Origin of the sequence: Deinococcus sp. (genome assembly GCF_018260555.1) — a bacterium.
In the GTDB taxonomy this organism is placed as follows: domain Bacteria; phylum Deinococcota; class Deinococci; order Deinococcales; family Deinococcaceae; genus Deinococcus.
In genome coordinates, this window is record NZ_JAGLBB010000011.1 from 18,334 (window position 1) to 41,163 (window position 22,830).

Annotated in this window: 17 protein-coding genes; 8 read left to right on the forward strand and 9 right to left on the reverse strand. The window is 68.3% G+C overall.

Translation table 11 applies throughout. The features are described 5' to 3' along the window. Positions 1-131: 131 nt before the first annotated feature. The 4 genes from QZ271_RS03700 to QZ271_RS03715 form a co-directional block, all read right to left on the reverse strand. On the reverse strand, positions 132-260 hold the full coding sequence (locus tag QZ271_RS03700; protein ID WP_291429088.1) for a hypothetical protein: 129 nt from the start codon (positions 258-260) through the stop codon (positions 132-134). 87 nt (positions 261-347) lie between these two features. After that, entirely contained in the window at positions 348-1,319 is a 972-nt protein-coding gene (locus QZ271_RS03705) for a phosphotriesterase-related protein (protein WP_291429090.1), read from the reverse strand. A 132-nt stretch (positions 1,320-1,451) separates the two neighbouring features. Beyond that, positions 1,452-2,162: an aminotransferase class IV gene (locus QZ271_RS03710; RefSeq protein WP_367114299.1), complete on the reverse strand. Its 711-nt coding sequence runs from the start codon at positions 2,160-2,162 to the stop codon at positions 1,452-1,454. A 7-nt stretch (positions 2,163-2,169) separates the two neighbouring features. Further along, positions 2,170-4,161, reverse strand: a complete 1,992-nt coding sequence (locus QZ271_RS03715; protein WP_291429092.1) for a chorismate-binding protein — start codon at positions 4,159-4,161, stop codon at positions 2,170-2,172. Between the two features lie 285 nt (positions 4,162-4,446). Here QZ271_RS03715 and QZ271_RS03720 point away from each other — a divergent pair, with 285 nt between their 5' ends. Together QZ271_RS03720 and QZ271_RS03725 are read left to right on the forward strand one after the other, a co-directional pair. Beyond that, positions 4,447-4,905: an RrF2 family transcriptional regulator gene (locus QZ271_RS03720; protein ID WP_291429094.1), complete on the forward strand. Its 459-nt coding sequence runs from the start codon at positions 4,447-4,449 to the stop codon at positions 4,903-4,905. A gap of 66 nt (positions 4,906-4,971) precedes the next feature. After that, positions 4,972-6,054, forward strand: a complete 1,083-nt coding sequence (locus QZ271_RS03725; RefSeq protein ID WP_291429095.1) for a quinone-dependent dihydroorotate dehydrogenase — start codon at positions 4,972-4,974, stop codon at positions 6,052-6,054. Between the two features lie 43 nt (positions 6,055-6,097). Here the strand turns inward: QZ271_RS03725 and sugE are convergent, their stop codons facing one another. Further along, entirely contained in the window at positions 6,098-6,412 is a 315-nt protein-coding gene (sugE, locus tag QZ271_RS03730) for a quaternary ammonium compound efflux SMR transporter SugE (RefSeq protein WP_291429097.1), read from the reverse strand. 391 nt (positions 6,413-6,803) lie between these two features. On the opposite strand from sugE, the gene coxB reads away from it, so the two are divergent. The 5 genes from coxB to QZ271_RS03755 all read left to right on the forward strand — a co-directional run bounded on the left by coxB (position 6,804) and on the right by QZ271_RS03755 (position 13,042). Beyond that, a complete protein-coding gene (gene coxB / locus QZ271_RS03735; protein WP_291429098.1) occupies positions 6,804-8,033 on the forward strand; it encodes a cytochrome c oxidase subunit II in 1,230 nt (409 codons plus the stop codon). Then, on the forward strand, positions 8,030-10,486 hold the full coding sequence (locus QZ271_RS03740; RefSeq protein WP_291429100.1) for a cbb3-type cytochrome c oxidase subunit I: 2,457 nt from the start codon (positions 8,030-8,032) through the stop codon (positions 10,484-10,486). Before coxB ends, QZ271_RS03740 begins: the two co-directional genes overlap by 4 nt. 176 nt (positions 10,487-10,662) lie before the next feature. Beyond that, positions 10,663-11,391 (forward strand): SCO family protein, encoded by a 729-nt coding sequence (locus tag QZ271_RS03745; RefSeq protein WP_291429101.1) that lies wholly within the window; start codon positions 10,663-10,665, stop codon positions 11,389-11,391. 76 nt (positions 11,392-11,467) lie between these two features. Continuing rightward, the gene (ruvB, locus tag QZ271_RS03750) at positions 11,468-12,463 is read left to right on the forward strand and encodes a Holliday junction branch migration DNA helicase RuvB (protein ID WP_291429102.1); all 996 of its coding nucleotides are present in this window, start codon (positions 11,468-11,470) and stop codon (positions 12,461-12,463) included. A gap of 219 nt (positions 12,464-12,682) precedes the next feature. Further along, complete coding sequence (locus tag QZ271_RS03755) at positions 12,683-13,042, forward strand: ArsC/Spx/MgsR family protein (RefSeq protein WP_291429104.1); 360 nt, start codon at positions 12,683-12,685, stop codon at positions 13,040-13,042. An 85-nt stretch (positions 13,043-13,127) separates the two neighbouring features. Here QZ271_RS03755 and QZ271_RS03760 read toward each other — a convergent pair whose 3' ends face one another. The 3 genes from QZ271_RS03760 to dkgB form a co-directional block, all read right to left on the reverse strand. Beyond that, positions 13,128-15,185, reverse strand: coding sequence for a molybdopterin oxidoreductase family protein (locus QZ271_RS03760; RefSeq protein ID WP_291429106.1), 2,058 nt, complete (start codon positions 15,183-15,185; stop codon positions 13,128-13,130). A gap of 430 nt (positions 15,186-15,615) precedes the next feature. After that, positions 15,616-16,725 carry an oxidoreductase gene (locus QZ271_RS03765; RefSeq protein WP_291429108.1) on the reverse strand — a complete coding sequence of 370 codons (1,110 nt, stop codon included), beginning with the start codon at positions 16,723-16,725 and terminating at the stop codon, positions 15,616-15,618. Positions 16,726-16,857: 132 nt separating this feature from the next. Continuing rightward, complete coding sequence (dkgB, locus tag QZ271_RS03770) at positions 16,858-17,685, reverse strand: 2,5-didehydrogluconate reductase DkgB (RefSeq protein WP_291429110.1); 828 nt, start codon at positions 17,683-17,685, stop codon at positions 16,858-16,860. 122 nt (positions 17,686-17,807) lie between these two features. Between dkgB and pnp the strand changes: the two genes are divergently transcribed. Next, on the forward strand, positions 17,808-19,973 hold the full coding sequence (pnp, locus tag QZ271_RS03775; protein WP_291429112.1) for a polyribonucleotide nucleotidyltransferase: 2,166 nt from the start codon (positions 17,808-17,810) through the stop codon (positions 19,971-19,973). Positions 19,974-20,075: 102 nt separating this feature from the next. Here pnp and QZ271_RS03780 read toward each other — a convergent pair whose 3' ends face one another. Further along, the gene (locus tag QZ271_RS03780) at positions 20,076-22,427 is read right to left on the reverse strand and encodes a transglycosylase domain-containing protein (protein ID WP_291429114.1); all 2,352 of its coding nucleotides are present in this window, start codon (positions 22,425-22,427) and stop codon (positions 20,076-20,078) included. Positions 22,428-22,830 lie beyond the last annotated feature (403 nt).

Here is a 22,830-nt window from a genome sequence, read left to right on the forward strand (position 1 = left end):
TCCGAGCGAAGCGGGTGGGAGAGAAGCGGGTTCCGGGCGTGGAGTTGGCAAACCGGCGATGTTCCGGGTTGTCAGCGAAACAGACGGCAGTCCGTATCATGGACTCCGTCTATTTCGTTAACAAGATCTGTTCAAGCGGAGTAACTGCTCAGCACGATAAACACGGCAAAAAACGCTTGTTCCCGTTTTGTATGAGCATAATATTTACTGCAAATCTGCCTTGGACGAACCAATTCGCCCATATCGGCAATTTCAGTCATTTGAAAGCAGCTTCTTAGCAATTTATAGGGCTGAATTCAGATTCTGAGCAATTTACCCTGCTGAGCAGTTACCAAGCGGAGTCGGTATCAGCCGAACAGCCGCGCGGGATTCTCGACCGTCATCTGCTGCACCTGCTCGGCGCTCACGCCCCGGCCCTCTAGTTCCGGCAGGATGTCATCCGTCAGGTGCCGGGGGTGCCAGTCCTTCACGGCGCCCAGGATGGCGTCCGGCATGGGAATGGGGCGGCCCAGCCACTGCCAGATCGAATCGTGCGACAGCAGAATCCGGTCCGCTAAGCCCTCGCCCAGCAGGGTGCCCAGCACGTCCAGACGCTGCGCGTCGGTGGGGGTGCCCACCAGCCCCTGAAGGCCGAGACGGTCGAAGGCAATCCTCACGCCGTGCGACAGCGTCTCGCGGTGGTACGCGGGGTCCGTGTTGCCGTCCATGTGCCCGATCATGACGCGGGCCGGGTCCGCGCCGTGCTGAAGGAGCAACTGCGCCTGCTGCGGCCCCTGCCGCCCCTCCTGCGTGTGGGTGATGATCGGCACGCCCGTGTCACGCTGCACACGCGCGGCCGCCCGGAAGAACATCTGCTCGTACGGCGTGATCGCGTCGCGGCTGCTGGCGAGTTTGATCACCCCGGCCCGCACGCCGCTCGCGCCGATGCCCACCATGACCTCGTGGCGCATCAGTTCCTCGATCTCGGCCTCGCCGCCGCCCAGGGACGCGCGGAACTTGAAGTACGCCGTGGCGCCCTCACCCTCGTAGTAGTACCCGCTGCTGCACAGGATGCGCAGGCCGCTGCGTTCGCTCAGGTCCCGCAGGAACGCCGGGTCGCGACCACACTCGTTCGGGGTGGCGTCTACCAGCGTCCGCACGCCACGCGACAGCAGGCTGCGGGCCACGTCCGCGCAGGCGGTCAGGGCGTCCTCCCGGTCGAACGGGCCGAGCGTCAGGTCGCCCTGATAGCCGGGGTACCCGAACAGGACGTGCTCGTGCGGCAGGGTGAATCCCAGTTCGCTGGCGGGAACGGGGCCGGTAACGGTCTGTGCACTCATGCGGACCTCCTGAGGGCCGTGAAGCCCAGGTGATACGAAACCCAGATGGCAGGCCGCGCCCGCCCCCCGACTGATGTGCTGTATCAGGCGGTCATGCTTTCAGCCCGGGGAAGATACGTCAAGCGGCGACCTTCATCCGGGCCACACGAACGCCGGTTCGGTCGTGTCGGGCCACTGCGCGTTCAGGTCACGCGCCGGGCACCCGCCGCCCAGACCCTCAATGCGGGCCACGGGCACGGTCCCCACGCCGCTGCCGCACACCCACGCATGGGTCACCCGGGCCAGTTCGTGCGCGTGGACGGGTCGGGAGACGTGCGGCGTGCCGCGCAGGAAGGCAGCGCGGGTCACGGACGGGAGCCCGCCCGCCGGAACGACCAGTTGGCCGTCCAGTTCCAGCAGGGGCGAAGTGCGGCTGCCATCGACGAGCTGCCCGTGTGCATTCAGCAACCACCCCTCGAAGCAGGGCGCGGCCTCCCGCGCGGCCAGGCGGTATGGGAGGTAATTGCCGGTCTTGTGCGCGCCGAGCTGCGGGTGAACCTGCACGCCCGTCAGGCGAACGGTCACGCCGCCTTCTGGGCGAGGACCAGCCGTCAGGGAGCGCTCCGAGGCGAAGGTGCCGCTGTCGGTGACGGTCACGCGCAGCAGGCCCCAGGCGTGCGGAGCGGGCGGGGGCAGATCAGGGTCGGGGTCGGGCAGGCCCAGGAACGCGCAAGTGTGCCGCAGCCGCGCGAGGTGCGCGGGCCACAGCAGCGGCGCGCCCAGCCGCGTGCGGACGGTCGTGAATGCGGTCGCGCCGTGCAGCCACGCCGGGTCGTTCACGGCGTCCGGAAGGGCCTTCACCACGGCCCTCTCACCGCTGCCGCCACGCGGCGCTGAGGGTCAGCCAGTTGCCCAGCAGGGTGCGCCCGGCGGGACTCAGGACGCTTTCCGGGTGGAACTGCACGCCCCACGCGGGCCGCCCCGGCACCTCCAGCGCCATGACCTCGCCGTCCGCGCTGGTGGCCGTCACGAACGCCGGGTTCAGGCCACGCACCACCAGCGAGTGGTAGCGCCCGAACGGCGCGTCCTGCGGCACGCCCCCGAACAGTCCGGTTCCGGTGTGCCGCGCGAACTCGGGCCGCCCGTGCACCGGCGGCGCGCGTTCCACCCGGCCGCCCAGCACCTGCCCCAGCGCCTGATGGCCCAGGCACACGCCCAGCAGCGGCACACGCCCGTCCAGGCAGGCGCGGGTCAGGGGCAGTGTGACGCCGCTGGAGTCCGGTGTGCCGGGGCCGGGGCCGACCAGCACGGCGTCCGGGGTCAGGGACAGCAGGTCTGTCAGCGCTTCGTCCTGACCGCGCACGTCCACCTGCGCGCCCAGCACCCGCAGGTCATGGACCAGATTCCAGGTGAACGAATCGCGGTTGTCGAGCAGCAGGACCCGCAACCCCGTGCGCGCGCCTGCGGGCTCCGGCGACCACGGCACGCCCGGCGTGGGCGGCGCGGGCGGCCGCGCGCCGCGCCCTGGCACGCCCGCCAGCACGCTCAGGAGGGCCTGGGCCTTATGCACGGTCTCCTGCGCCTCGCGTGCGGGGTCGGCGTCGATGACAGTCCCCCCGCCCGCGCGGACCTGTACCGTCCAGTTCTCCCGGTCCCCTGTGCCCTCTCTGCTGGAGTCAGCCTCCGTCAGATCGCCAGCCTCCGTGCGGGTAAAGGCCGCGGTGCGGATCAGGATGTTCAGGTCCACGACCGCGCCGCTCACGATGCCCAGCGCCCCGGTGTACCAGCCGCGCGGCCCCGGCTCCAGCGACGCGATGACCTCCATGACCCGCTCCTTGGGCGCGCCCGTGATCGTCCCGCCCGGGAAGGTGGCGGCCAGCACCTCGCGCAGCGTCACGTCCGCGCGGGCCTGGGCCGTGACCTCTGACACCAGATGCATGACGTGGCTGTAGCGTTCGACCAGCATCAGGTCCGGCACCATGACGGTGCCCGGCGCGGCCACGCGGCCCAGGTCATGCCGCACGAGGTCCACCAGCATGGTGTGCTCGGCGACCTCCTTGGCACTGGCGCGCAGTTCGGCTTCCAGGGCGGCGTCCTCGGCGGGCGTCTCGCCGCGCCGCCGGGTGCCCGCGATGGGCCGCGCACCCAGCTCATCCCCCAGCCCGCCCTGATCACGCTGCCACCGCACCAGCCGCTCCGGACTGCACGACACGACCACCTCGGTGCCCAGGTCCGCGAAGGCCATGAACGGACTGGGGTTCACCTCCCGCAGCCGCAGGTACGCGGCCAGCGGATCACCGGTCGCCCCGGCCTGCACGCCGCGCGACAGGTTCACCTGGTACACCTCACCGGCGCGGATCAGGTCCTGCACGGCCCGCACGCCCGCCGGGTAATCCACATCGTCCGCCCCGAAGGGCCCCACGCTCAGCGCCGGCTCCGCTCCGGGGTCAAGGGCGAGCAGCGCCGCCCAGTCCACGTGCGCGTCCCCCACGATCTCCAGCGTGCCCGCCATGCGGTCCCACACCAGACCCGACGGGTACTCGCCCCACCACATCGCCTCACCGTGCGGGGCGTGCGCGGCCAGCCCGAACGCGCGGGCCGCCTCGTACTTCAGGCCGCCCAGGCACGCCGGAAAGAACGCCCTTCCCGGCGGGCGGGGCGGGAGGTCGTGCGACACCCGCACCGGCCACGCACTCAGGAACGACCGCGACCCGTACGGCACGACCGGCCCCAGCGACTCCAGCAGCACCACGCCCGGCGCGCCCGCGGTGCGCAGGCGCAGCAGTACGTCCGCTGGGGAGAGCCGGGCAGGAATAAGGCGACTGGCAAGGAGGCGGTCAGGCGGGACAGCGGGGCCGTTCACGGGCCGGATTCTACCGGGCGCGGCGCCCCGGACGGTCCCGCTGCCGCGTGCACCTGCACCTTCGCGGCCAGCGTGCGCTCAAAGACGGACTCCGGCTGAACGGTTCCCAGCACCATTTGACCCGAGTCCGTACGCCAGGAACTGTGCTCCGTTGCACCCAGGGAAGTCTGTTGTTTCTACACGCATCCGCCTGGACTCCATCGGACCTGCACAGACTCAACCGCCGTCCGTAGCAGTCTTGAATTCCTTACACTCCACCCGGAATTAGGGGGTAGAATGACTGGCATGTGGGTGTCGACCAAAGCACAGTACGGCCTGCGAGCCCTGATTGAGATCGCGCGCCGAGGCGGCGAGGCTGTACCCCTCAAGGACGTATCTGAACGTCAGGGCATCAGTCAGCACTATCTGGAGCAGATCGCCAGCAACCTGCGCCGCGCCGGGTTCATCAAGAGCATTCGCGGCGCTCACGGCGGCTACCGACTGGCCCGCCCCGCCCATGAAATCAACGCCTATGACGTCGTGACCGCCATGGAGGGCAGCATCGCGCCCGTGCAGTGTGTCGAGGACAATCACGTCTGCGACAGCCAGAACGTCTGCGGCACCCAGGACCTCTGGTACCGCGTGGACAGTGCCCTGCGTGACGTGCTGGGCGGCACGACCCTGGCCGACCTGATCGAGGAAAGCGACCGCCAGCAGCACGCCCGCCTGGTGCAGCTCGAACCCCACTACCCACCGCTGGGGTGACCGCACACACCGGATACGGGGAGAGGGGCCGCGCCGGTTTCTCTCCCCTCCGTTATTCTGGGGTCCGTGTACCGTTCGCTGATCAAGCCGCTGCTGTTCCGCCTGGACGCCGAGGACGCCCATCACCTCACCATTGCCGGACTGGAACTCGCGTCGCGTGTGCCCGCGTGGCCTGCCCTGGTCCGCCGCCTGACCGCGCCCGTCACGCCCGCGCTGACGCAGTCGTTGTGGGGGCGCACCTTCAGCAGCCCGGTCGGACTGGCCGCCGGGCTCGACAAGAACGGCGTGGCTGTCCCTGCCTTCAGCGCCCTGGGCTTCGGGTTCCTGGAGGTCGGGACGGTCACGCCGCTCCCGCAGGCCGGGAATGACCGACCCCGCCTGTTCCGCCTGCCGCCCGACCAGGCGCTCATCAACCGCATGGGCTTTAACAACCACGGCGCGGCGGCGCTGCACGCCCACCTGCACGCCCTGCAACGCAGCGCGCCCGTGTGGGTGAACATCGGCAAGAACAAACTCACGCCCAACGAGGCCGCCACCGACGACTACCTCAGGTGCGTCACTGTCCTCCAGGACGTGGCCGACGCCTTCGTGGTCAACGTCAGCAGTCCCAACACGCCGGGGCTGCGCGCCCTGCAGGGGGCCGACGAACTGGCCGCGCTTGTCCGGGCCGTGGTGGACGGCGTGGAACGCGGGCGCGTGCGGGCCCTCAGCGCCCCGCCCGTCCTGGTGAAACTCGCGCCGGACCTGCACCCCGCCGACTTCGAGGCCAGCGTGGCCGCCGCCGTGAACGCCGGAGCGTCGGGTCTGATCATCAGCAACACCACCCTGAACCGCAGCGGCCTGAGCCACCCGCACCGGGCGCAGGCTGGCGGCCTGAGCGGACGCCCCCTGACCACCCGCAGCACAGAGCTGATCCGCGCCGCGTACCGACAGACTGCCGGGCGTACCCCCATCGTCGGCGTGGGCGGCATTTTTACCGCGCAGGACGCCTACGACAAGATCCGCGCCGGAGCCTCCCTGACCGAAACGTACTCTGCGCTGATCTACGAGGGTCCGGGCCTCGTGCGCCGCCTCCACACCGGCCTGAGCGCCCTGCTGGAACGTGACGGCCTGCGCACCGTCAGCGAAGCGGTCGGCGTGGACGCCTGAACCCAACAGCCCCTGAACCCGGAGCCACGCCGCGCCTGTCCCTTCAGCCCGTAACTTTCAGGCCGATGATGGCCACGACCATCAGCGCCATGAACGCCAGCCGCGCCGGACTGGCCGACTCGCCCAGCAGCACGATGCCCAGAATCCCGGCCCCGACCGCGCCGATGCCGACCCACACGCCGTACGCGGTGCCGATAGGCAGGGTCCTGGTCGCCAGTCCCAGCAGGGCCATGCTGGCGATCATGCTGCCGACCGTGAGAACCGTGGGGAGCGGGCGGGTAAAGCCCGCCGTGTACTTCAGACCGATGGCCCACCCGACTTCCAGCAGACCGGCGATCAACAGCAGCGTCCATGCCATGTGAACCCTCCAGGAACGGGTGGTCAGGTCGGTTGACGGGGTGATTGCCCATACCAGCCTGAACCGAGAGAAACGAGAAACCGTTTGGCCGCGAAGCCCGCAGACGCGACATTATCCCGGAGGCGAATCTGAAAGTTGCGGCGGGCGGCTGCGCGGCCCTCATGCACGGCGCGCAGCGGGTGGGCATGATAACAGGGTTCATAAGCGCTCCCGCCGCGCCGACTGGACGCTGATCAGGACACTTGCCCGTCCCTCATGGTGTCTCATGGGGGGTATGCCTGACCGGTCGGTAGAATTCGGGGCGCGTGCCGCTCTGGCAGAACGCACGCGGGCGTTCCGTGTGACGCGCACAACCCCGTATGACGCTTTAGACTGCAAGCAGAGGAAAGGAGTGAAGTTGAACACCAAACACCGCCACAGCGGCACACGGAGGCGACCCATCACGCGGCCCATCGCGGCGGCGTTCCTGGGCGCCACACTGCTCACCGGCTGTCAGCAGACCAACCAGTTCCTGTTCATCGGGGACCTGGCGTCTGCGTACAACCGCGAAATCTGGTGGATGAGCGTCTGGGCGATTGTCCTGTCGATCATCATCTTCGTCGGCGTGTCGTACGCGCTGTTCTACACGGTCAACAAGTTCCGTGAGGACCGCCACGACGCGCCCCCCGCGCAGTTCCACGGAAACAACCGCCTGGAGGTCATCCTGGTGGCCGTGCCCGTGGTGATCGTGTTCGGCCTGAGCATCCTGACGGTACGTACCATGGCGATCCTGAACCCCACGCCCGCCCAGGCGACCAAGATCGACGTGCTGGGCAAGCAGTTCTGGTGGAACTTCGCATACCCCGAAACGACCAGTGACGCGGGCGGCGTGGTCACCAACGGCAACGAGATCATCATGCCGACCAAGCAGCCGGTCGCGCTGACCATCACCAGCGGCGACGTCATCCACGGCTTCTGGGCGCCGAACATCGGTGGCCAGCGCGCCGCCATGCCCGCCGTCAAGAAAACCTGGCAGATCGACACGACCCGCGCTGGCGTGTACCAGGGCAACTGCTCGCAGCTGTGCGGCGGCTCGCACGCCAACATGCGCTACAAGGTCGTGGCCCTCGACCAGGACCGGTACAACACGACCCTGGCTGCCATGAAAGCCTACCGCGCCCCCGAGCCCGCCCCTGGCAGCGCCGAGGCGCGCGGCTACGCACTGTTCATGCAGGGCAAGGCCAGCACCCAGGCCGTGGCCTGCGCCGCCTGCCACCGCGTGCAGGGCACGCCCGCCGCCGGCGCGGCCGGTCCCGACCTGAGCTTCTTCGGCACGCGCCGCACCCTGGGTGCCGGCATGTGGGAAGCCATGACCGCCGACCGCTGGGCCGAGCCGAAGGCCAAAGAGCACCTGCACGAGTGGATAAAGCACAGCCCCACCGTGAAACCCGGCAGCCTGATGCCCACCTACGACGGCAGCGAGTACCTCAGCAAGGGCCAGAAACTCAAGGGCGGCGTCCTGACCGACACCGAGATTGATGATATTTCCGCGTACCTGCGCAGCCTCAAACTGCCCGAGGAAGCGGACTACTGGAGCGGCACGCCAAACTACGGCGCGAACGCCAGCGGAGGCACCCAGTGACCGTTCAGCACGCACCACTTCAGAAGTCCAGCGCCCGCCCCGGCGTGTGGGCCGTCCTGAAGGACTACATGATGACCACCGATCACAAGAAGATCGGAACGCTCTACATCCTGACCAGCATCATCGGCTTCGCCGTGGCGGGTCTGCTGGCCGTGGGCATCCGCCTGCAGCTGGCCGTGCCTGACAACACCTTCCTGGTGGGGAACACCTACAACCAGGTGCTGACCCTGCACGCCGCGCTGATGATCTTCTTCTTCCTGATTCCGATCGGGCTGTTCGGCTTCGGGAACTGGTTCCTGCCGCTGCAGCTCGGCATCCGCGACGTGGCCCTGCCACGCATCAACACCTTTGCGGTGTGGCTGTTCATCTTCAGCCTGATTCTGGTCATCACGGGCCTCGCCAACGGCGGCGCGCCCGGCGTCGGCTGGACCTTCTACTACCCCCTGAGCGTGGACGCCAACCAGACCGGCGTGGCCGTCCTGATGGTGGCGCTGACCCTGAACGGCATCGCGTCACTGCTGGGCAGCGCGAACTTCGCGGCGACCATCGTGAACATGCGCGCCCCCGGCATGAGCCTGTGGAAGATGCCCATCTTCGTGTGGAGCATCTTCGCGACCAGCATCCTGCAGCTGATCTCGCTGGGTGGCCTGACCGCTGCCGCGCTGGTGACGTACCTGGAACTGAAGCTGGGCCTGAGCATGTTCAACCCCGGCATCGGCGGCGTGCCCGTCTTGTTCCAGCAGTTCTTCTGGTTCTACTCTCACCCGGCCGTGTACGTCATGCTGCTCCCGTACCTGGGAGTCGGCGCGGAAATCGCCAGCACCATGGCCCGCAAGCCGCTGTTCGGTTACCGCGTGATGGTGTACTCGATCCTGGCCATCGTGCTGGTCAGCCTGCTGGTGTGGGTGCACCACATGTTCGCCGTGGGCCTGCCCGACTCCTGGCAGATCGCGTTCATGATCGCTACGCTGATTGTGGCCGTTCCGACCGGCGTGAAGATCTTCAACCTGATCGGCACGCTGTGGGGCGGACGCATCGTCATGAAGAGCCCCACGTACTGGCTGGTGGGCTTCATCTTCAACTTCCTGGTCGGCGGGATCACCGGCGTGAGCCTGGGCATGATTCCCTTCGATTACCAGGTCACCATGTCGTACTACGTCGTGGCGCACTTCCATAACGTGATGATGTTCGGCACGGCGTTCCTGGCGATGGGCGGCCTGTACTACTGGTGGCCCAAGATGACCGGCCGCTTCCTGAGCGAGAAGCTGGGGCTGTGGCACTTCTGGCTGTTCATGATCGGGTCCTGGATGACCTTCCTGCCGCAGTACATCCTGGGCCTGCTGGGCATGCCCCGCCGCTACTACACCTACCCCGAAGGCAACTTCGCCTGGAGCGAACTGAACCTGATCAGCACGCTGGGCGCGGTCACGCTGCTCTTCGGCGGCGCCGTGTGGGTGTGGAACATGATCCAGAGCTTCCGTGCGCCTGCCACCGCCAGCGCCAACCCCTGGGGCGGCTTCACGCTCGAGTGGACGGCGGCCAGCCCGCCCGCCCCTTATAACTTCGCGCACGAGTTCCCCACCAACTTCCCCACCGAACGCCCCCTGTACGACTGGGAGCAGCGTGGTGAAACCCTGACCCCCGTGGACCCCAAGACCATTCACCTGCCTGTGGACAGCTGGGGCCCCTTCCTGACCGCCGCCGCGCTGCTGCTGATGGGTTACGGCCTGAGTTTCGGCTGGTTCACCAACTACACCCCGACCGGCGGCCTGAAGCCCTTCTTCGACGCGGCGCCCGGCCACGTCTTCGCCTCGGTGGTGCTGTACATCAGCATTCCGCTGTTCCTGCTGGCCCTGTTCAAGTGGGCCGGTACGCGCGAGTATGACGTGCCCGTCGCGCACCACCACCTGACCAAGTACGACAACGGCTTTATGGGCATGAGCTGGTTCATCATCAGCGAAATCGGCCTGTTCGGCGTGCTGATCGCCGGGTACGTGTACCTGCGCGTCATCGGGGCCGCCGAGCCGCCCGCGCTGCGCCCGAACATCTGGCTGGCCGCGCTGAACACCCTGGTGCTCGTCACGAGTTCCTTCGTGATTCACCGCGCCGAGCAGGACAACCACCACGGCAAGTTCACCCGCTTCCGCCTGGGCCTGTTCATCACCCTGATCCTGGGCGCCGTGTTCATGATCTTCCAGGTGTACGAGTTCACGCTGTTCGGCGTGGAAAGCGACTGGAAACAGAACCTGTGGCAGGCGTGCTTCTTCACCATCGTCGGCCTGCACGGTCTGCACATCCTGATCGGAGGGACGGGCGTCGCCCTGCCCTTCTACCAGGCCATGACCGGCAAGATGGACAAGTACAACCACGGCTCCATCACGCCCGCCAGCCTGTACTGGCACCTGGTGGACGTTGTGTGGCTGCTCATCGTCGCCATCTTCTACGCCTGGTAAACGCCTGGTCACCACAGACCGCACAAGCAGAGGGGACGCCTGAGAGGGCGTCCCCTTCGCGTTGTGTGGGGCGTTATGTGGAAAGGCTTGTGTGGGCGGCAGGTCGGCGCTGCCTGCGCCCTGCCTGCCCTGCCGTGGGACACGTCGCCCCGCTCCTCTCCTCTATCCTGGCGGATATGACGGTGTTCTGGCGGGGAGTGACGGCAGTTCTTCTGGTGGTGGCGGCGGCGCTGGCGGGATTGCTGGTGTACCGGCAGGTGTCGCCGGGTGTGCGGGGCGGGGACGCGCTGGATACGCCGCTGGCCCTGCCGCCGCTGCCGCTGGTCAGCGACCGGGGGACCGCGACGACGCTGGCCGCCTCGGACGGGCGGGTGCGGCTGGTGTTCTACGGGTTCGTGCGCTGCCCGGACGTGTGCCCGGCGACGCTGGCCAGCCTGAAGAACAGTGTGGCGGCGCTGTCGCCCCAGCAGCGCGCGCGGGTGCAGGTGCAGTTCATCACGGTGGACCCGGGGAACGACACGCCGGCCGTGGTGCGCGCGTACCTGGACCGTTTCGATCCGGCATTCACGGGCCTGACCGGGAAGGCGGCCACCATTGACGAGGCGGCGCGGGTGATGTTCGTGGCGAACGTGGCCCCCATGCCGGCCGGGGATCACGGCGCGCATCTGGACGCCACGCACCCGGACGGCACGCATCTGGACGGCGCGCATCTGGACGGCACGGGGCAGGGTGCGGGCAGCGAGCAGAACGCACAAGCGGGCATGGCGGCGCGGCTGCACGGGGATCAGGTGAGCGTGGTGGACAGGCAGGGGCGCTTCGTGCGGGTGTATGGCAACGGAGCAGTGGTGGACGGCACGCTGGACCGTGACCTGCCGGGACTGATCCGGGCGTACGCGGCCCCATGACGCCCGGCCGGGGTGCGGAGGCCCGACGGTCCAGGCCGTATTCCGCTGATAGCGAAGTTGCGGTACACTCTCTGTTATGACCGAACCGCTCGACGCTGCCCTGCGTCCCAAGACCCTGGCCGAGTACGTGGGTCAGGAGAAACTCAAGGACAAACTCGGGGTGTACCTGCAGGCCGCGCGGGGCCGCAAGGAAGCGCTGGACCATACTCTGCTGTTCGGGCCGCCCGGACTGGGCAAGACCACCCTGGCACACATCATCGCTACCGAACTGGGCGTGAACATCCGCGTGACCTCGGGACCCGCCATCGAGAAACCCGGCGATCTGGCGGCCATCCTCACCAACAGCCTGGAAGAGGGCGACGTGCTGTTCATCGACGAGATCCACCGCCTGGGCCGCGTGGCCGAGGAGCACCTGTATCCCGCCATGGAGGACTTCAAGCTGGACATCGTGCTGGGCCAGGGACCGGCAGCCCGGACCATCGAACTGCCGCTACCGCGCTTTACGCTGGTTGGCGCCACCACCCGCCCCGGCCTGATCAGCGCGCCCATGCGCAGCCGCTTCGGGATTATCGAGCACCTGGAGTACTACACGCCTGAGGAAATCGCCCTGAACCTCACCCGTGACGCCCGTCTGCTGGGCTTCGGTCTGAGCGACGACGCCGCCCTGGAAGTCGGCGCGCGCTCCCGCGGCACCATGCGCATCGCCAAGCGCCTGCTGCGGCGCGTGCGCGACTACGCCGACGTGGCAGGCGAGACCACCATCGCCCTGCCCCGCGCGCAGGACGCCCTGGACCGCCTGGGCCTGGACAGCGCCGGACTGGACGACCGCGACAAGAAATACCTGGAAACCCTGATTCACCGCTTCGCGGGCGGCCCGGTCGGCGTGGACACCCTGGCCACCGCCATCAGCGAGGACGCCCTGACCCTGGAAGACGTGTACGAACCGTACCTGATTCAGCTGGGCTTCATCAAACGCACGCCGCGCGGCCGGGTCGCCACCGCGCACGCCTACGACCACCTGGGCCTGCCGGTCAGTGGCGGGGACGGCGACCTGGGCTTCTACACGAACTGAGCGGCACTACGTACACTGCGTTGATCTTGTAGATAAACCGCGCGGAGCGCGTAACAGAAGAAAGTACGTTGGAGCGGGAATGGAGAGGTTCCGGCGCTTTCCCGGAATCTCGCACTGTGAGCTTCAACGTACTTAACAGAGCGGAGCGCAGAGGCCGGGACGCAGGCGGCGCTGGCCGCGCCGGAGGCCCGGCGTCCCGCCTCCCCCTACACTTGAGGCATGAGTGAGTTGCAGGTACAGGTGTTCGGCACCCGCAAAAGCAAGGAGACGCGCGCCGCCGAGCGGTTCTTCAAGGAACGCAAGGTCAAGATTCACTTCGTGGACCTCAAGGAACGGCCCATCGCGCGCGGCGAACTGGCGCGGTTCGTGCAGAAGTTCGGCCTGAACGCCCTGCTGGACCTGAACGGCAAGGCGTACGAACGCAGCAACCTCGCCTACCTGCGCACCACCGAGGACGGCATGATCGCCAAGGTCATCGAAGAGCCGGACCTGCTGCGCCTGCCGCTGGTGCGGGCCGGGAAGCACCTGACGGTCGGCGAGGACCTGGACGGCTGGAAGGCCCTGCTGGCCGGCGGGTAATCGCCCATACGGCCTGCCGTCTGCTATGCCTGCTCGCGTCCGCTCGGACCCAATCGGAACTGCACCGAATCAATCGGATTCCGTCTCAGCCCCGCGCGGATTCCCGGGCCGGCTCGATGCGGATGCGGGTGTTGTGGAAGGTGCTGCCGCCGCCCAGGTCGGTGAGGGTCTGCGCGGTGATCTCGTTGATGCTGCGGCCGTCCGGGGCGCCCAGACCCCACCAGGTCCCTTCCAGGATGGCCGCGCCGGGCTGCGCGGCGTCCGTGACCTTCACGCGGCGCTGCACACTCCCGACCTCGCTGGTCAGCGTGGCGAGCTGCCCGTCGCGCACGCCGGACGCCCGAGCGTCCTCGGGGTGCAGGAGCAGGTGCGGCTCGCCGCGCTCGGCGCGGGTCAGGATGGGCAGGTTGCCGTACGTGCTGTTCAGGAAGTGATGCGCGGGCGGCGTGAGCAGCCGCACCGGGTACTCGGCGCTGAGCGTCGCCAGGGGTTCGCGGTGCGCGGGCGCGGGGCTGAGCTGCACCCGCCCGCTGGGCGTCTCGGCGCCGTGCGCGAACGGCAGAAAGCCGTCTGGGATGTTCAGGCGGACGCTGCCCTCGGCTTTCAGTCGCTCGGGGGTGACGCCCGAGAGCAGGGGCTGGTCGGTGGTCAGCAGCTCGGCCAGCAGGTCGTCCACCGTCCAGTACACGCTGGGTTCCGTCACGCCCAGCCTCCGCGCGAGTTGCTGAAACACCCATGAGTTCGGCCGGGCCTCGCCGGGGGCGTCGAGCGTGGCGGGGTTGTAGCCCAGGTAATGATGCCCGTAACTGGTGTACACGTCGGCGTGCTCGGCGAAGGTGGTGGCGGGCAGCAGGTAGTCGGCCAGGCGGGCGGTGTCGGTCATGGCCTGTTCCAGCACGACGACCAGCAGGTCGGGGCGCTGCAACCCGGCGCGGACCCGCCCGGCGTCCGGCGCGACGACCGCCGGGTTGCAGTTGTAGATGAACGTGGCCCCCAGCCCCTGTTCGGGCCGCAGGACGCCCGCGTACTCGTTCATGTTCACGTGCGGCGCGTCCGGGCGGATCAGGTGCGCGGCCCCCAGGCGGGCGCGGTTGAGTTTGAACGCCCCGCTGGTACTCAGGGTGCAGCCGCCGCCCCGCCAGCGCCAGTCGCCGGTCAGGGCGGGAATCAGGGTCACGGCCCGCAGGTTCGTGCCGCCGTGTTCATGGCGGGTCATGCCGTACCCCACCCGGAAGTACGTGGGCCGCGTCGTGCCGACCGCGCGGGCGAAAGCGCGGATCACGTCCGCGTCCAGCCCGGTGACCCCGGCGGTCCGTTCGGGCGTCCACTCGCGGGCCGCGCCGCGCAGTTCCTCGATGCCGGTGGTGGCCTGCGCAATGTAGTCGTCGTCGGTCCAGCCGTGCGCGAACAGTTCATGCATGATGCCCAGTGCGAGCGCGGCGTCCGTGCCGGGCCGGATCTTCAGGTGCTCGTCCGCGAAGGCGGCGGTGCGGTTCCGGTACGGGTCCACGCACACGATCCGCGCGCCCGCCCTGCGCGCCGCCGTCAGGTGCGGCGTCAGGTGACTGTTGGTACTGAGGGAATTAATGCCCCACAGCACGATCAGCCGGGCGTGCGCCACGTCGGCAGGGTCCACGCCGTAGCGGGTGCCGTAGCCCAGACTCCAGGCCTCGGTGCCGGCCGTGGCGCAGATCGTCTCATCGAGTTCCGGGGTGCCCAGCACGCGGAACAGGGCCTGCGCGTGCGCGCCTTCCATCAGGCCCATCGTACCGGCGTAGTTGTACCGCAGGACGCTCGCGGGCCCGCGCGTGTCGAGCAGCGTGCGCAGCCGCGCAGCGATGTCGTCCAGGGCCGATTCCCAGGTCACGCGCTCCCAGACCGGCTCGGCGTCCGTCTTCGCGTTCACGCGCCGCAGCGGGTACAGCGGACGCTCCGGGTGGTTCGCGCGGGCCGGGTAGTGCACGGTCTTGGCGCACGCAAAGCCCCTGGTGACCGGGTGCGCGGCGTCTCCCGTCACCTTCAGCATCCGCTCCGGCCCTCCCGGCGTGTCTCGGCCCACCGTGACCTTCAGGCGGCAGGCGTCCGGGCAGTCCAGCGGGCAGGTCAGCAGCACATCACGAGAAAGGGAGTCGGGGGCGGTCATACCGCGAGCATACCCGCCCGCGCACCACACCGGGAGGGCCGGGTGGAGTGGAGGGAGCAGGCTCTACGGCCTGCCACCTGTGGCGGGCCCAGCCCAGAACGGCGCCGGGTTACCAGCGAAACAGACGTATCAGACGGATTCCGCTTCATACTGCGGAATCGTAACTGCTCAGCAGGGTAAATTGCTCAGAATCTGAATTCAGCCCTATAAATTGCTAAGAAGCTGCTTTCAAATGACTGAAATTGCCGATATGGGCGAATTGGTTCGTCCAAGGCAGATTTGCAGTAACTATTATGCTCATACAAAACGGGAACAAGCGTTTTTTGCCGTGTTTATCGTGCTGAGCAGTTACGCGGAATCCGTCTATTGTTTCCACTCGCATCCGCACGGATTGAAGGGTCTTTGCAGCCCATTCAACCCGGAGTCCGTATCAGACGGTGAAGGTCACGCCGGTCAGCCGTTCGGACAGCGTCCAGAGGTTCGCGGCGTCCTCCTGATCATGCGAGCGTTTGTTCGAGGACACGCGCGCCGGGTTCCCGCCGAGTTCCAGCAGGCCGCTGGGGCCGTAGAACGCGCCGCCGGCCACGTCCGGTGCGGTCGCGGCGTACAGGCTGGGCAGCGCGCCTGCGGCCTGCGGCTGCGCGAACAGGCGGTTGGTGAGGTTCGAGCCGCGACTGTCGCCCTGCAACCCCGTGGCTGCCCAGCCGGGGTGCGCGGCGACGGCCAGCACGTCCTTCCCGGCGGCGCGCAGGCGACGCTGCAGTTCGTACGTGAACAGCAGGTTCGAGAGTTTGCTCTGCCCGTAGGCGGGCATGGGCGCGTAGGGCCGCACCTGCCAGTTGACGTCCGCGAGGTTCAGTTGCCCAAAGCGGTGCGCCGTGGAGCTGACCGTCACGACCCGCGCGCCCGCCGTGCGCTCCAGCAGCGGCATCAGCGCGGCGCTCAGGGCAAAGTGACCCAGGTGGTTCACGCCGAACTGCGTCTCGAAGCCCTGCGCGGTGCGGCCCAGCGGGGGCACCATGATCCCGGCGTTGTTCACCAGGATGTCCAGGCGGTCGTAGCGCGCCCGGAAGGCGTCCGCGAAGGCCTTCACGGAGTCCAGGTCGCCCAGGTCGAGGGTCATCAGGACAAGTTCGCCTTTCGGGTTCAGGGCGCGGATGCCCGCAGCGGCCTTCTCCGCCTTCTGCGCGTTCCGGCACGCCATGATCACGGTCGCGCCGCGCAGGGCGAGCACCCGCGAGGTCTCCAGGCCCAGGCCGCTGTTGGCGCCGGTCACGATCACGACCTTCCCGGTCTGGTCGGGCACGTCCGCTTCCGTCCACGCGCTGACCTTGCGGCCCCGCGCAAGGTACGCCAGTGGCCCCAGCGTATTCACGAACAGCCCCGCCCGCCAGGCCTTCTTGCTGCCGTTCACGGCCTCCGGGCGGCGCAGGCTCAGGTCAGCCCACGCCGCAGCGAACAGGCCCGCCTGCACCACGCCAGCCGTGATCAGAGCAGTCTTCTGGAGAGTGGACAGGTCAGTCGATTGTTTGATGGACATGCCAGGCATTCTGGCAGGGTCACATGAAGGTCCGGGTACCGTTCACCTGAAGGAACGCTGGGAATCCGGTCCACCGGCCCCTCTTCCCTTGACCATCTGCGCCTGGCCCTCTGGCCCCTTGCGGCGGGGCGGTCAGTCCCAGATGGGCCGGGCGCTCTCGGGGTTCGCCAGTCGTGCGGACTCGCCCTGTTCCAGCCCAGCGATGCGCTGCATGTCCTCGTCGGTCAGGCGCAGGGTCAGGGCGCCCAGGTTACTTTCCAGGTGCCTGCGTTTGGTGCTCGACGGAATCACCGAGTACTCCTGCGCCAGCGCCCAGGCGAGCGCCACCTGCGCGGGCGTGGCGCGGTGCGCGCGGGCGATGGCCTGCAGGGTGGGGTCGTCCATGACCTTCCCGACGGCCAGCGTCATGTACGACGTCAGGTGAAGGCCCTCGCCGCGTGCGAACTCCGCCAGGCGGCGGTTTTGCAGGTACGGGTGGATCTCCACCTGGTTCGTGGCGATGGGCACGTCACCCAGAATCGCGCGCGCCTGCTTCAGACCCTCGATGTTGAAGTTCGACACGCCGATCTGCCGGGTCAGGCCCTGGTCGAGCGCGTCCGCCAGGGCTTTCAGGTACTCCTCGGGCTTGACCGGGCCGTTCGGGACGGGCCAGTGGATCAGGGTCAGGTCCACCGCTTCCACGCCCAGTTTCTCCACGCTGTCCTGCAGACTGGCGACCAGACTGCTGCGGCCGTAGTTGTCGGGTTTGATCTTGGTGGTGATGAACAGTTCGTCACGGTGAATGCCGCTCTCGGCGAGCACCTCACCGATCTCGGCCTCGTTCCCGTAGCCCTGCGCGGTATCGATGGCGCGGTAGCCCACGTCCAGCGCGTCACGCACGGAATCCATCACGACCTGATCCTTCAGGCGGAACGTTCCCAGACCGAACCTTGGAACGGAACCAGACTTATCGGTACTCATACGGCGCACTATCCACCCACGCGGGCCGGGAACTCAAGGCGCGCGCCGCGTGCATGAAGGGAGGGTGACGGGAGGCGTCAGGCTGCGGTGTGGGCCGCTCCGGGCGGGATAGACTGCCCCTTATGATCGGAAAGACTTACAAGACGATGCTGGGTGACCGGGAACTGAGCATCGAGACGGGCAAACTGGCCAAACTGGTCAGTGGCAGCGTGACCCTGCGCTACGGGGACACCATGCTGCTGGTGACGGCGCAGGCGCGAGAGGAGCGCAGCGCGCTGGATTTCCTGCCGCTGACCGTGGAGTTCGAGGAGCGTCACTACGCCGTCGGGAAGATTCCCGGGTCGTTCCACCGCCGTGAGGGTCGCCCCGGCGAGAAGGCGATCCTGTCGGCGCGCATCACGGACCGGCAGATCCGCCCGCTGTTCCCCAAGGGCTACCGTCACGAGACGCAGGTGATCATCACGGTCATCAGCGCCGATCAGCAGAACCTGCCGGACGTGCTGGGGCCCATCGGGGCGTCGGCGGCGCTGAGCATCAGCGACATTCCCTGGGGCGGCCCGACCGCCTGCGTGCGCGTGGGTCAGGTGGGCGGGCAGTTCGTGTTGAACCCCACCACCGATCAGATGCAGCGCAGCACCCTGGACCTCGTGGTGGCGGGCACGCGCGACGCCGTGATGATGGTCGAGGCGGGCGCGCAGAACGCCAGCGAGGAGGACCTCGTGGCGGCCATCGAGTTCGCGCACGCGGGCATGCAGGGCGTCATCGACCTGATCGAGACCATGCGCGCCGAACTGGGTCAGGAGAAGTTCAACATCCTGGCCGAGGGTGACCTGAGCACCGATCTGGTGCCCGAGGTGGCCGAAGCCGCCCGCGCCGCCGGGCTGCGCGACGCGCTGCTGACCGTCAAGAAGAAAGACCGCGGGATTCGCACGAAGGCCGTGCGTGACGCCGTGATCGCCGCGCGCGTGCCCGACGCAGACGCCGAGGGCGCCGCCGAGCAGATCCAGGCCCTGAAAGCGGCGTTCGGGAAGGTCGAGAAGCAGGAACTGCGCCGCCTGATCCTGGAAGACGACCTGCGCGCCGACGGCCGCAACAGCCGGACCGTCCGGCCCATCTGGATCGAAGCCCGCCCCCTGCCCCGCGCGCACGGCAGCGCGATCTTCACGCGCGGCGAGACGCAGGTGCTGGGCGTGGCGACGCTAGGCACCGAGCGTGACAACCTGCTGGTAGACGACCTGACCACCGACGAGAACGACAAGTTCATGCTGCACTACAACTTCCCGCCGTACTCCACGGGCGAAGTCAAGCGCATGGGCGGGCAGTCCCGCCGCGAAATCGGGCACGGCAACCTCGCCAAACGTGCCATTCGCGCCGTTCTGCCGACCTTCGAGGAGTTCCCGTACGTGATCCGACTCGTGGGCGAGGTACTGGAATCCAACGGCAGCTCCTCCATGGCGACCGTGTGCGCCGGGACGCTGGCCCTCATGGACGCCGGCGTGCCCATCAAGGCCCCGGTCGCGGGCGTGGCGATGGGCCTCGTGATGGAAGGCGAGAAGTACCGCGTTCTGACCGACATTCTGGGCCTGGAAGACGCGCTGGGTGACATGGACTTCAAGGTCTGCGGCACCGCCGAGGGCGTCACGGCCCTGCAGATGGACATCAAGGTGGGCGGCATCACCCCGCAGGTCATGCGTGAAGCGCTCGCGCAGGCCCGCGACGGCCGCCTGCACATCCTGGGCAAGATGGCCGAGGTGCTGTCCACGCCCCGCGCGGAACTGAGCCCCACCGCGCCGCGCATCGTGAGCCTCAAGATCAACCCGGAACTGATCGGGAAGGTCATCGGGCCCGGCGGGAAGCAGATCCGCGAACTCGAGGCCATGGGCGCGCAGGTCACGGTCGAGGAGGACGGCACCGTGCGGATCTTCAGCGCCGACGGCAGCGCCGCCGAGGCCGTGAAAACGAAGATCGAGAGCATCACCCGCGAGGCGAAAGTCGGCGAGGAATTCGACGGCACGGTCGTGAAAACCACGCCGTTCGGGGCGTTCGTGAACCTGTACACCGGCCAGGACGGCATGCTGCACATCAGCCAGATGAGTGAGGAACGCGTAGGCGCCGTCGAGGACGTGCTGAACGTCGGCGACACCCTGCGCGTGAAGATCGCCGGAATCGACGACCGAGGCAAGATCGACCTGATCCGCCCGGAACTCGAGGGCAAGATCGCCCCACGCGAAGCCCGCGCGCCCCGCCCCGGCGGGGACCGGGGCGGCCGCCCACCCCGACGCGACTGACCCGCCCCCGGCCTGATACGGACTGATTCGGCACTACACCGAATCAGTCCGTATCAGGCGAGCGGAGCGGGCACTTGATGCGGGAAGCTGGTCTGTGTGCGCTCAGTTCAGGGGTTGAATCTCGGTCGGCGCTGGGTCCGGAGAACCGGGCAGCGGGACCAGTTCGTTCGGCGCCGGCACGCTGGGGTCCGGGACCGGGGCAGGCTCAGGCTGCGGCGCCGGCGCGGCGGGGTCCGGGAAGCTCTGCCCGCCTGCTTCCGGCGACGATCCATCCAGGGGCAGGCCGTCCTGCGAGGCGGCATCTGGTACTTGCGGGTCCGGCGTCTGTGCATCCGGCGTCTGTGCATCCGGCGTCTGTGCATCCGGCGTCTGCGCATCCGGCGTCTGGGTGGGGGCGGGTTGAGGGGAGTCGCTGCGGCGCGGGGAGCCACTGCTGCGGCTCCCGCCCCCGCTGCCGTCGCGGGCCATGGGGTCCTGGTCGGCTTCCGTCTCGCGGAAGGCCATGGTGACCTGCCGCACCACGCGGTACGTGATGCCCGGCGGTTCCCGGAACGTCACCCCTGCTTGCCCCTGGAGTGCCCCGGAAACGGCCTGCTGCCAGACGGGCGTGGGAATCTCGCCGCTGTACGCCCAAGGCGGCAGCGACCCACCCTCCTGGCGGCCCACCCAGACGGCTCCGGCGACGGTGGGAGTCACGCCGGCAAACCACAGGTCCTTGATGTCGTTGGTGGTGCCGGTCTTCCCGCCGACCGGCCAGCCCGGAATCTGCGCGCGGGTGGCCAGGCCGCCCTGGGCGGCCGTCAGGTCGTTCACGACGCCGCGCAGCATGTCCAGGCCCACCCAGGCGGTCTGGGCGTCCCAGACGCGGCGGGGATTCGGGGCGGGGCGGGCGTACAGGACCTTGCCGCGGGGGTCCTCGACCTTGCGGACCAGGGTGGGCGCGTAGTACAGGCCGCCGTTCGCGAAGGAGGCGTACGCGGCGGCCATCTGCAATGGACTGGCTTCCAGCGTGCCGATGGTCAGCGACAGGCCCCCCTCGGCGGGTGGCGTGAGGCCCAGTTCGCGCAGTTTCGCCTCGAAGGCGGGCACGCCGAGTTCCTGACCGATGCGCACGGTGGGTAGGTTCAGGCTGTGGTCCAGCGAGTACCGCATGGTCACGTAGCGTCCGGTCCAGCGGCGGTCGTAGTTCATGGGCTGGTACGTGCCGCTGATGGGCGCGTCGAGGACCGTGTCGCTCTGCTTCCAGCCTCGTTGCAGCGCCATGGTGTACAGCAGCGGCTTGATGGAACTGCCCACCTGCCGCCGGGCCTGCGTGGCGTTGTTCCAGTCGTCGGGGCGGGCGTCCGTGAGTTTTTGCCCCACCAGGGCCAGCACCTCGCCGCTGTCCGGGCGGACCAGGGCCACGCCCAGCGTCGCGCCGTCCGGCAGTTCGGCGCTGCGGCTGGCCTGCTCGGCCGCCGCCTGCGCCTGGGCGCTCATGCCGGTGTAGATGCGCCCGCCCGCGTACAGCGCCTTGCGGCCGATGATGGGCAGCAGTTCCTTCTCGACGGCCTGCAGGTAGTACTGGTTGGGGTAGCGGCGCACGCCCTCCAGCAGCGACAGGTTCTCCCCGAGGCGTGAGGGGCGTTCCAGCACGGCCGAGCGCAGGCTGCCGTCGTCGTTCCAGCCGATGCGCCACCCGGCCGGGTAGATCGGGGTCTTCCAGGCGGCGTCTGCCTCGGCCTGCGTGACCTTCCCGTCCTCGACCATGCGCGTCAGGAGGTCCTTCATCAGTGGCCGGTACGCCTGGAAACTCCGGTAGCGGCTGTTCGGGGCAGGAATCAGGGTGCTCAGGTAGACGCTCTCGGCGAGGTTCAGTTCGCCCGGCTCCTTGCGGAAGTACGCGTGCGCCGCGCCGGCCGCCCCGATGATGTCGCTGTTGCCGCCGTCTCCCCAGTAGATGACGTTCAGGTACGCGTTCAGGATCTGGTCCTTGTTGAAGTTGCGTTCCAGCTGGAAGGCCAGGATGGCCTCCTTGAACTTGCGTTCCGGGGTGCGGGCACCCTGAAGGTCGGCCAGCAGGGTGTTCTTCACGACCTGCTGCGTGATGGAACTGCCGCCCTCCAGGTCGTTGTGCAGGACGCCCTTGACCAGCCCGCGCACAATGCCAATGTAATCCACGCCGTGATGCTGGTAGAAGCGGCGGTCCTCGCTGGTCACCACGGTCTTCTGAAGCCACGGGCTGATCTGCGAGGATTTCAGCAGGTTGCGGTTCACGCTGCCGCCGCTGCTGAGGCTGGGCGACAGCGTGCCCACCAGACTGCCTGCCCGGTCGTACACGCGGGTCTGCCCGCTGTACTCCAGCACGTCCAGGTCCGACACGCTGGGCAGGTCGCGGCCCCAGGCGTACCACGCGCCGCCCACCCCCGCCGCACCGATCAGCAGGACGCCACCCAGGACATTGAAGAACTTCATCCGGTCCACTCTAGCGGGCGCGGCGCGCCGATCAGGGGATGCACGTCACGGTCCGGACCCACGCCACTCATGAGCCTGATACGGGCCCGGGTTGAATGGCTTCTCAACACGTTCAACCCGACCGGACTCGGAGGGCCGCGCCGCGGGGCGAGTAGGAGGGAAACGGGTTCCCGGCGTGGAGCGAACCACCCGGCGCACGGGCGGATGGAAGGCCACACAGACGGAATGCGTAGGAGGCTCTGAGCCGCACGGACTGGGGCCGCATGGACTGGGCCCGCATGGACCGGGGCGGGCGGCAGCTGGGGGGCCGTCATACCGGGCAGTATGCCCGCGCCGCCCGGCATGTCACGTCCTCCCAAAGCGTGAGGCGGCAACGCGCATTCGGCATTGCTTATCCGGGAGC

What these genes read in the sequence shown, in the direction of transcription:
- QZ271_RS03700 (WP_291429088.1), bottom strand. Translation starts at nt 260, where the DNA reads ATGACTGAAATTGCCGATATGGGCGAATTGGTTCGTCCAAGGCAGATT.
- QZ271_RS03705 (WP_291429090.1), bottom strand. Translation starts at nt 1,319, where the DNA reads ATGAGTGCACAGACCGTTACCGGCCCCGTTCCCGCCAGCGAACTGGGA.
- QZ271_RS03720 (WP_291429094.1), top strand. Translation starts at nt 4,447, where the DNA reads ATGTGGGTGTCGACCAAAGCACAGTACGGCCTGCGAGCCCTGATTGAG.
- sugE (WP_291429097.1), bottom strand. Translation starts at nt 6,412, where the DNA reads ATGGCATGGACGCTGCTGTTGATCGCCGGTCTGCTGGAAGTCGGGTGG.
- QZ271_RS03745 (WP_291429101.1), top strand. Translation starts at nt 10,663, where the DNA reads ATGACGGTGTTCTGGCGGGGAGTGACGGCAGTTCTTCTGGTGGTGGCG.
- ruvB (WP_291429102.1), top strand. Translation starts at nt 11,468, where the DNA reads ATGACCGAACCGCTCGACGCTGCCCTGCGTCCCAAGACCCTGGCCGAG.
- QZ271_RS03755 (WP_291429104.1), top strand. Translation starts at nt 12,683, where the DNA reads ATGAGTGAGTTGCAGGTACAGGTGTTCGGCACCCGCAAAAGCAAGGAG.
- QZ271_RS03760 (WP_291429106.1), bottom strand. Translation starts at nt 15,185, where the DNA reads ATGACCGCCCCCGACTCCCTTTCTCGTGATGTGCTGCTGACCTGCCCG.
- QZ271_RS03765 (WP_291429108.1), bottom strand. Translation starts at nt 16,725, where the DNA reads ATGTCCATCAAACAATCGACTGACCTGTCCACTCTCCAGAAGACTGCT.
- dkgB (WP_291429110.1), bottom strand. Translation starts at nt 17,685, where the DNA reads ATGAGTACCGATAAGTCTGGTTCCGTTCCAAGGTTCGGTCTGGGAACG.
- pnp (WP_291429112.1), top strand. Translation starts at nt 17,808, where the DNA reads ATGATCGGAAAGACTTACAAGACGATGCTGGGTGACCGGGAACTGAGC.
- QZ271_RS03780 (WP_291429114.1), bottom strand. Translation starts at nt 22,427, where the DNA reads ATGAAGTTCTTCAATGTCCTGGGTGGCGTCCTGCTGATCGGTGCGGCG.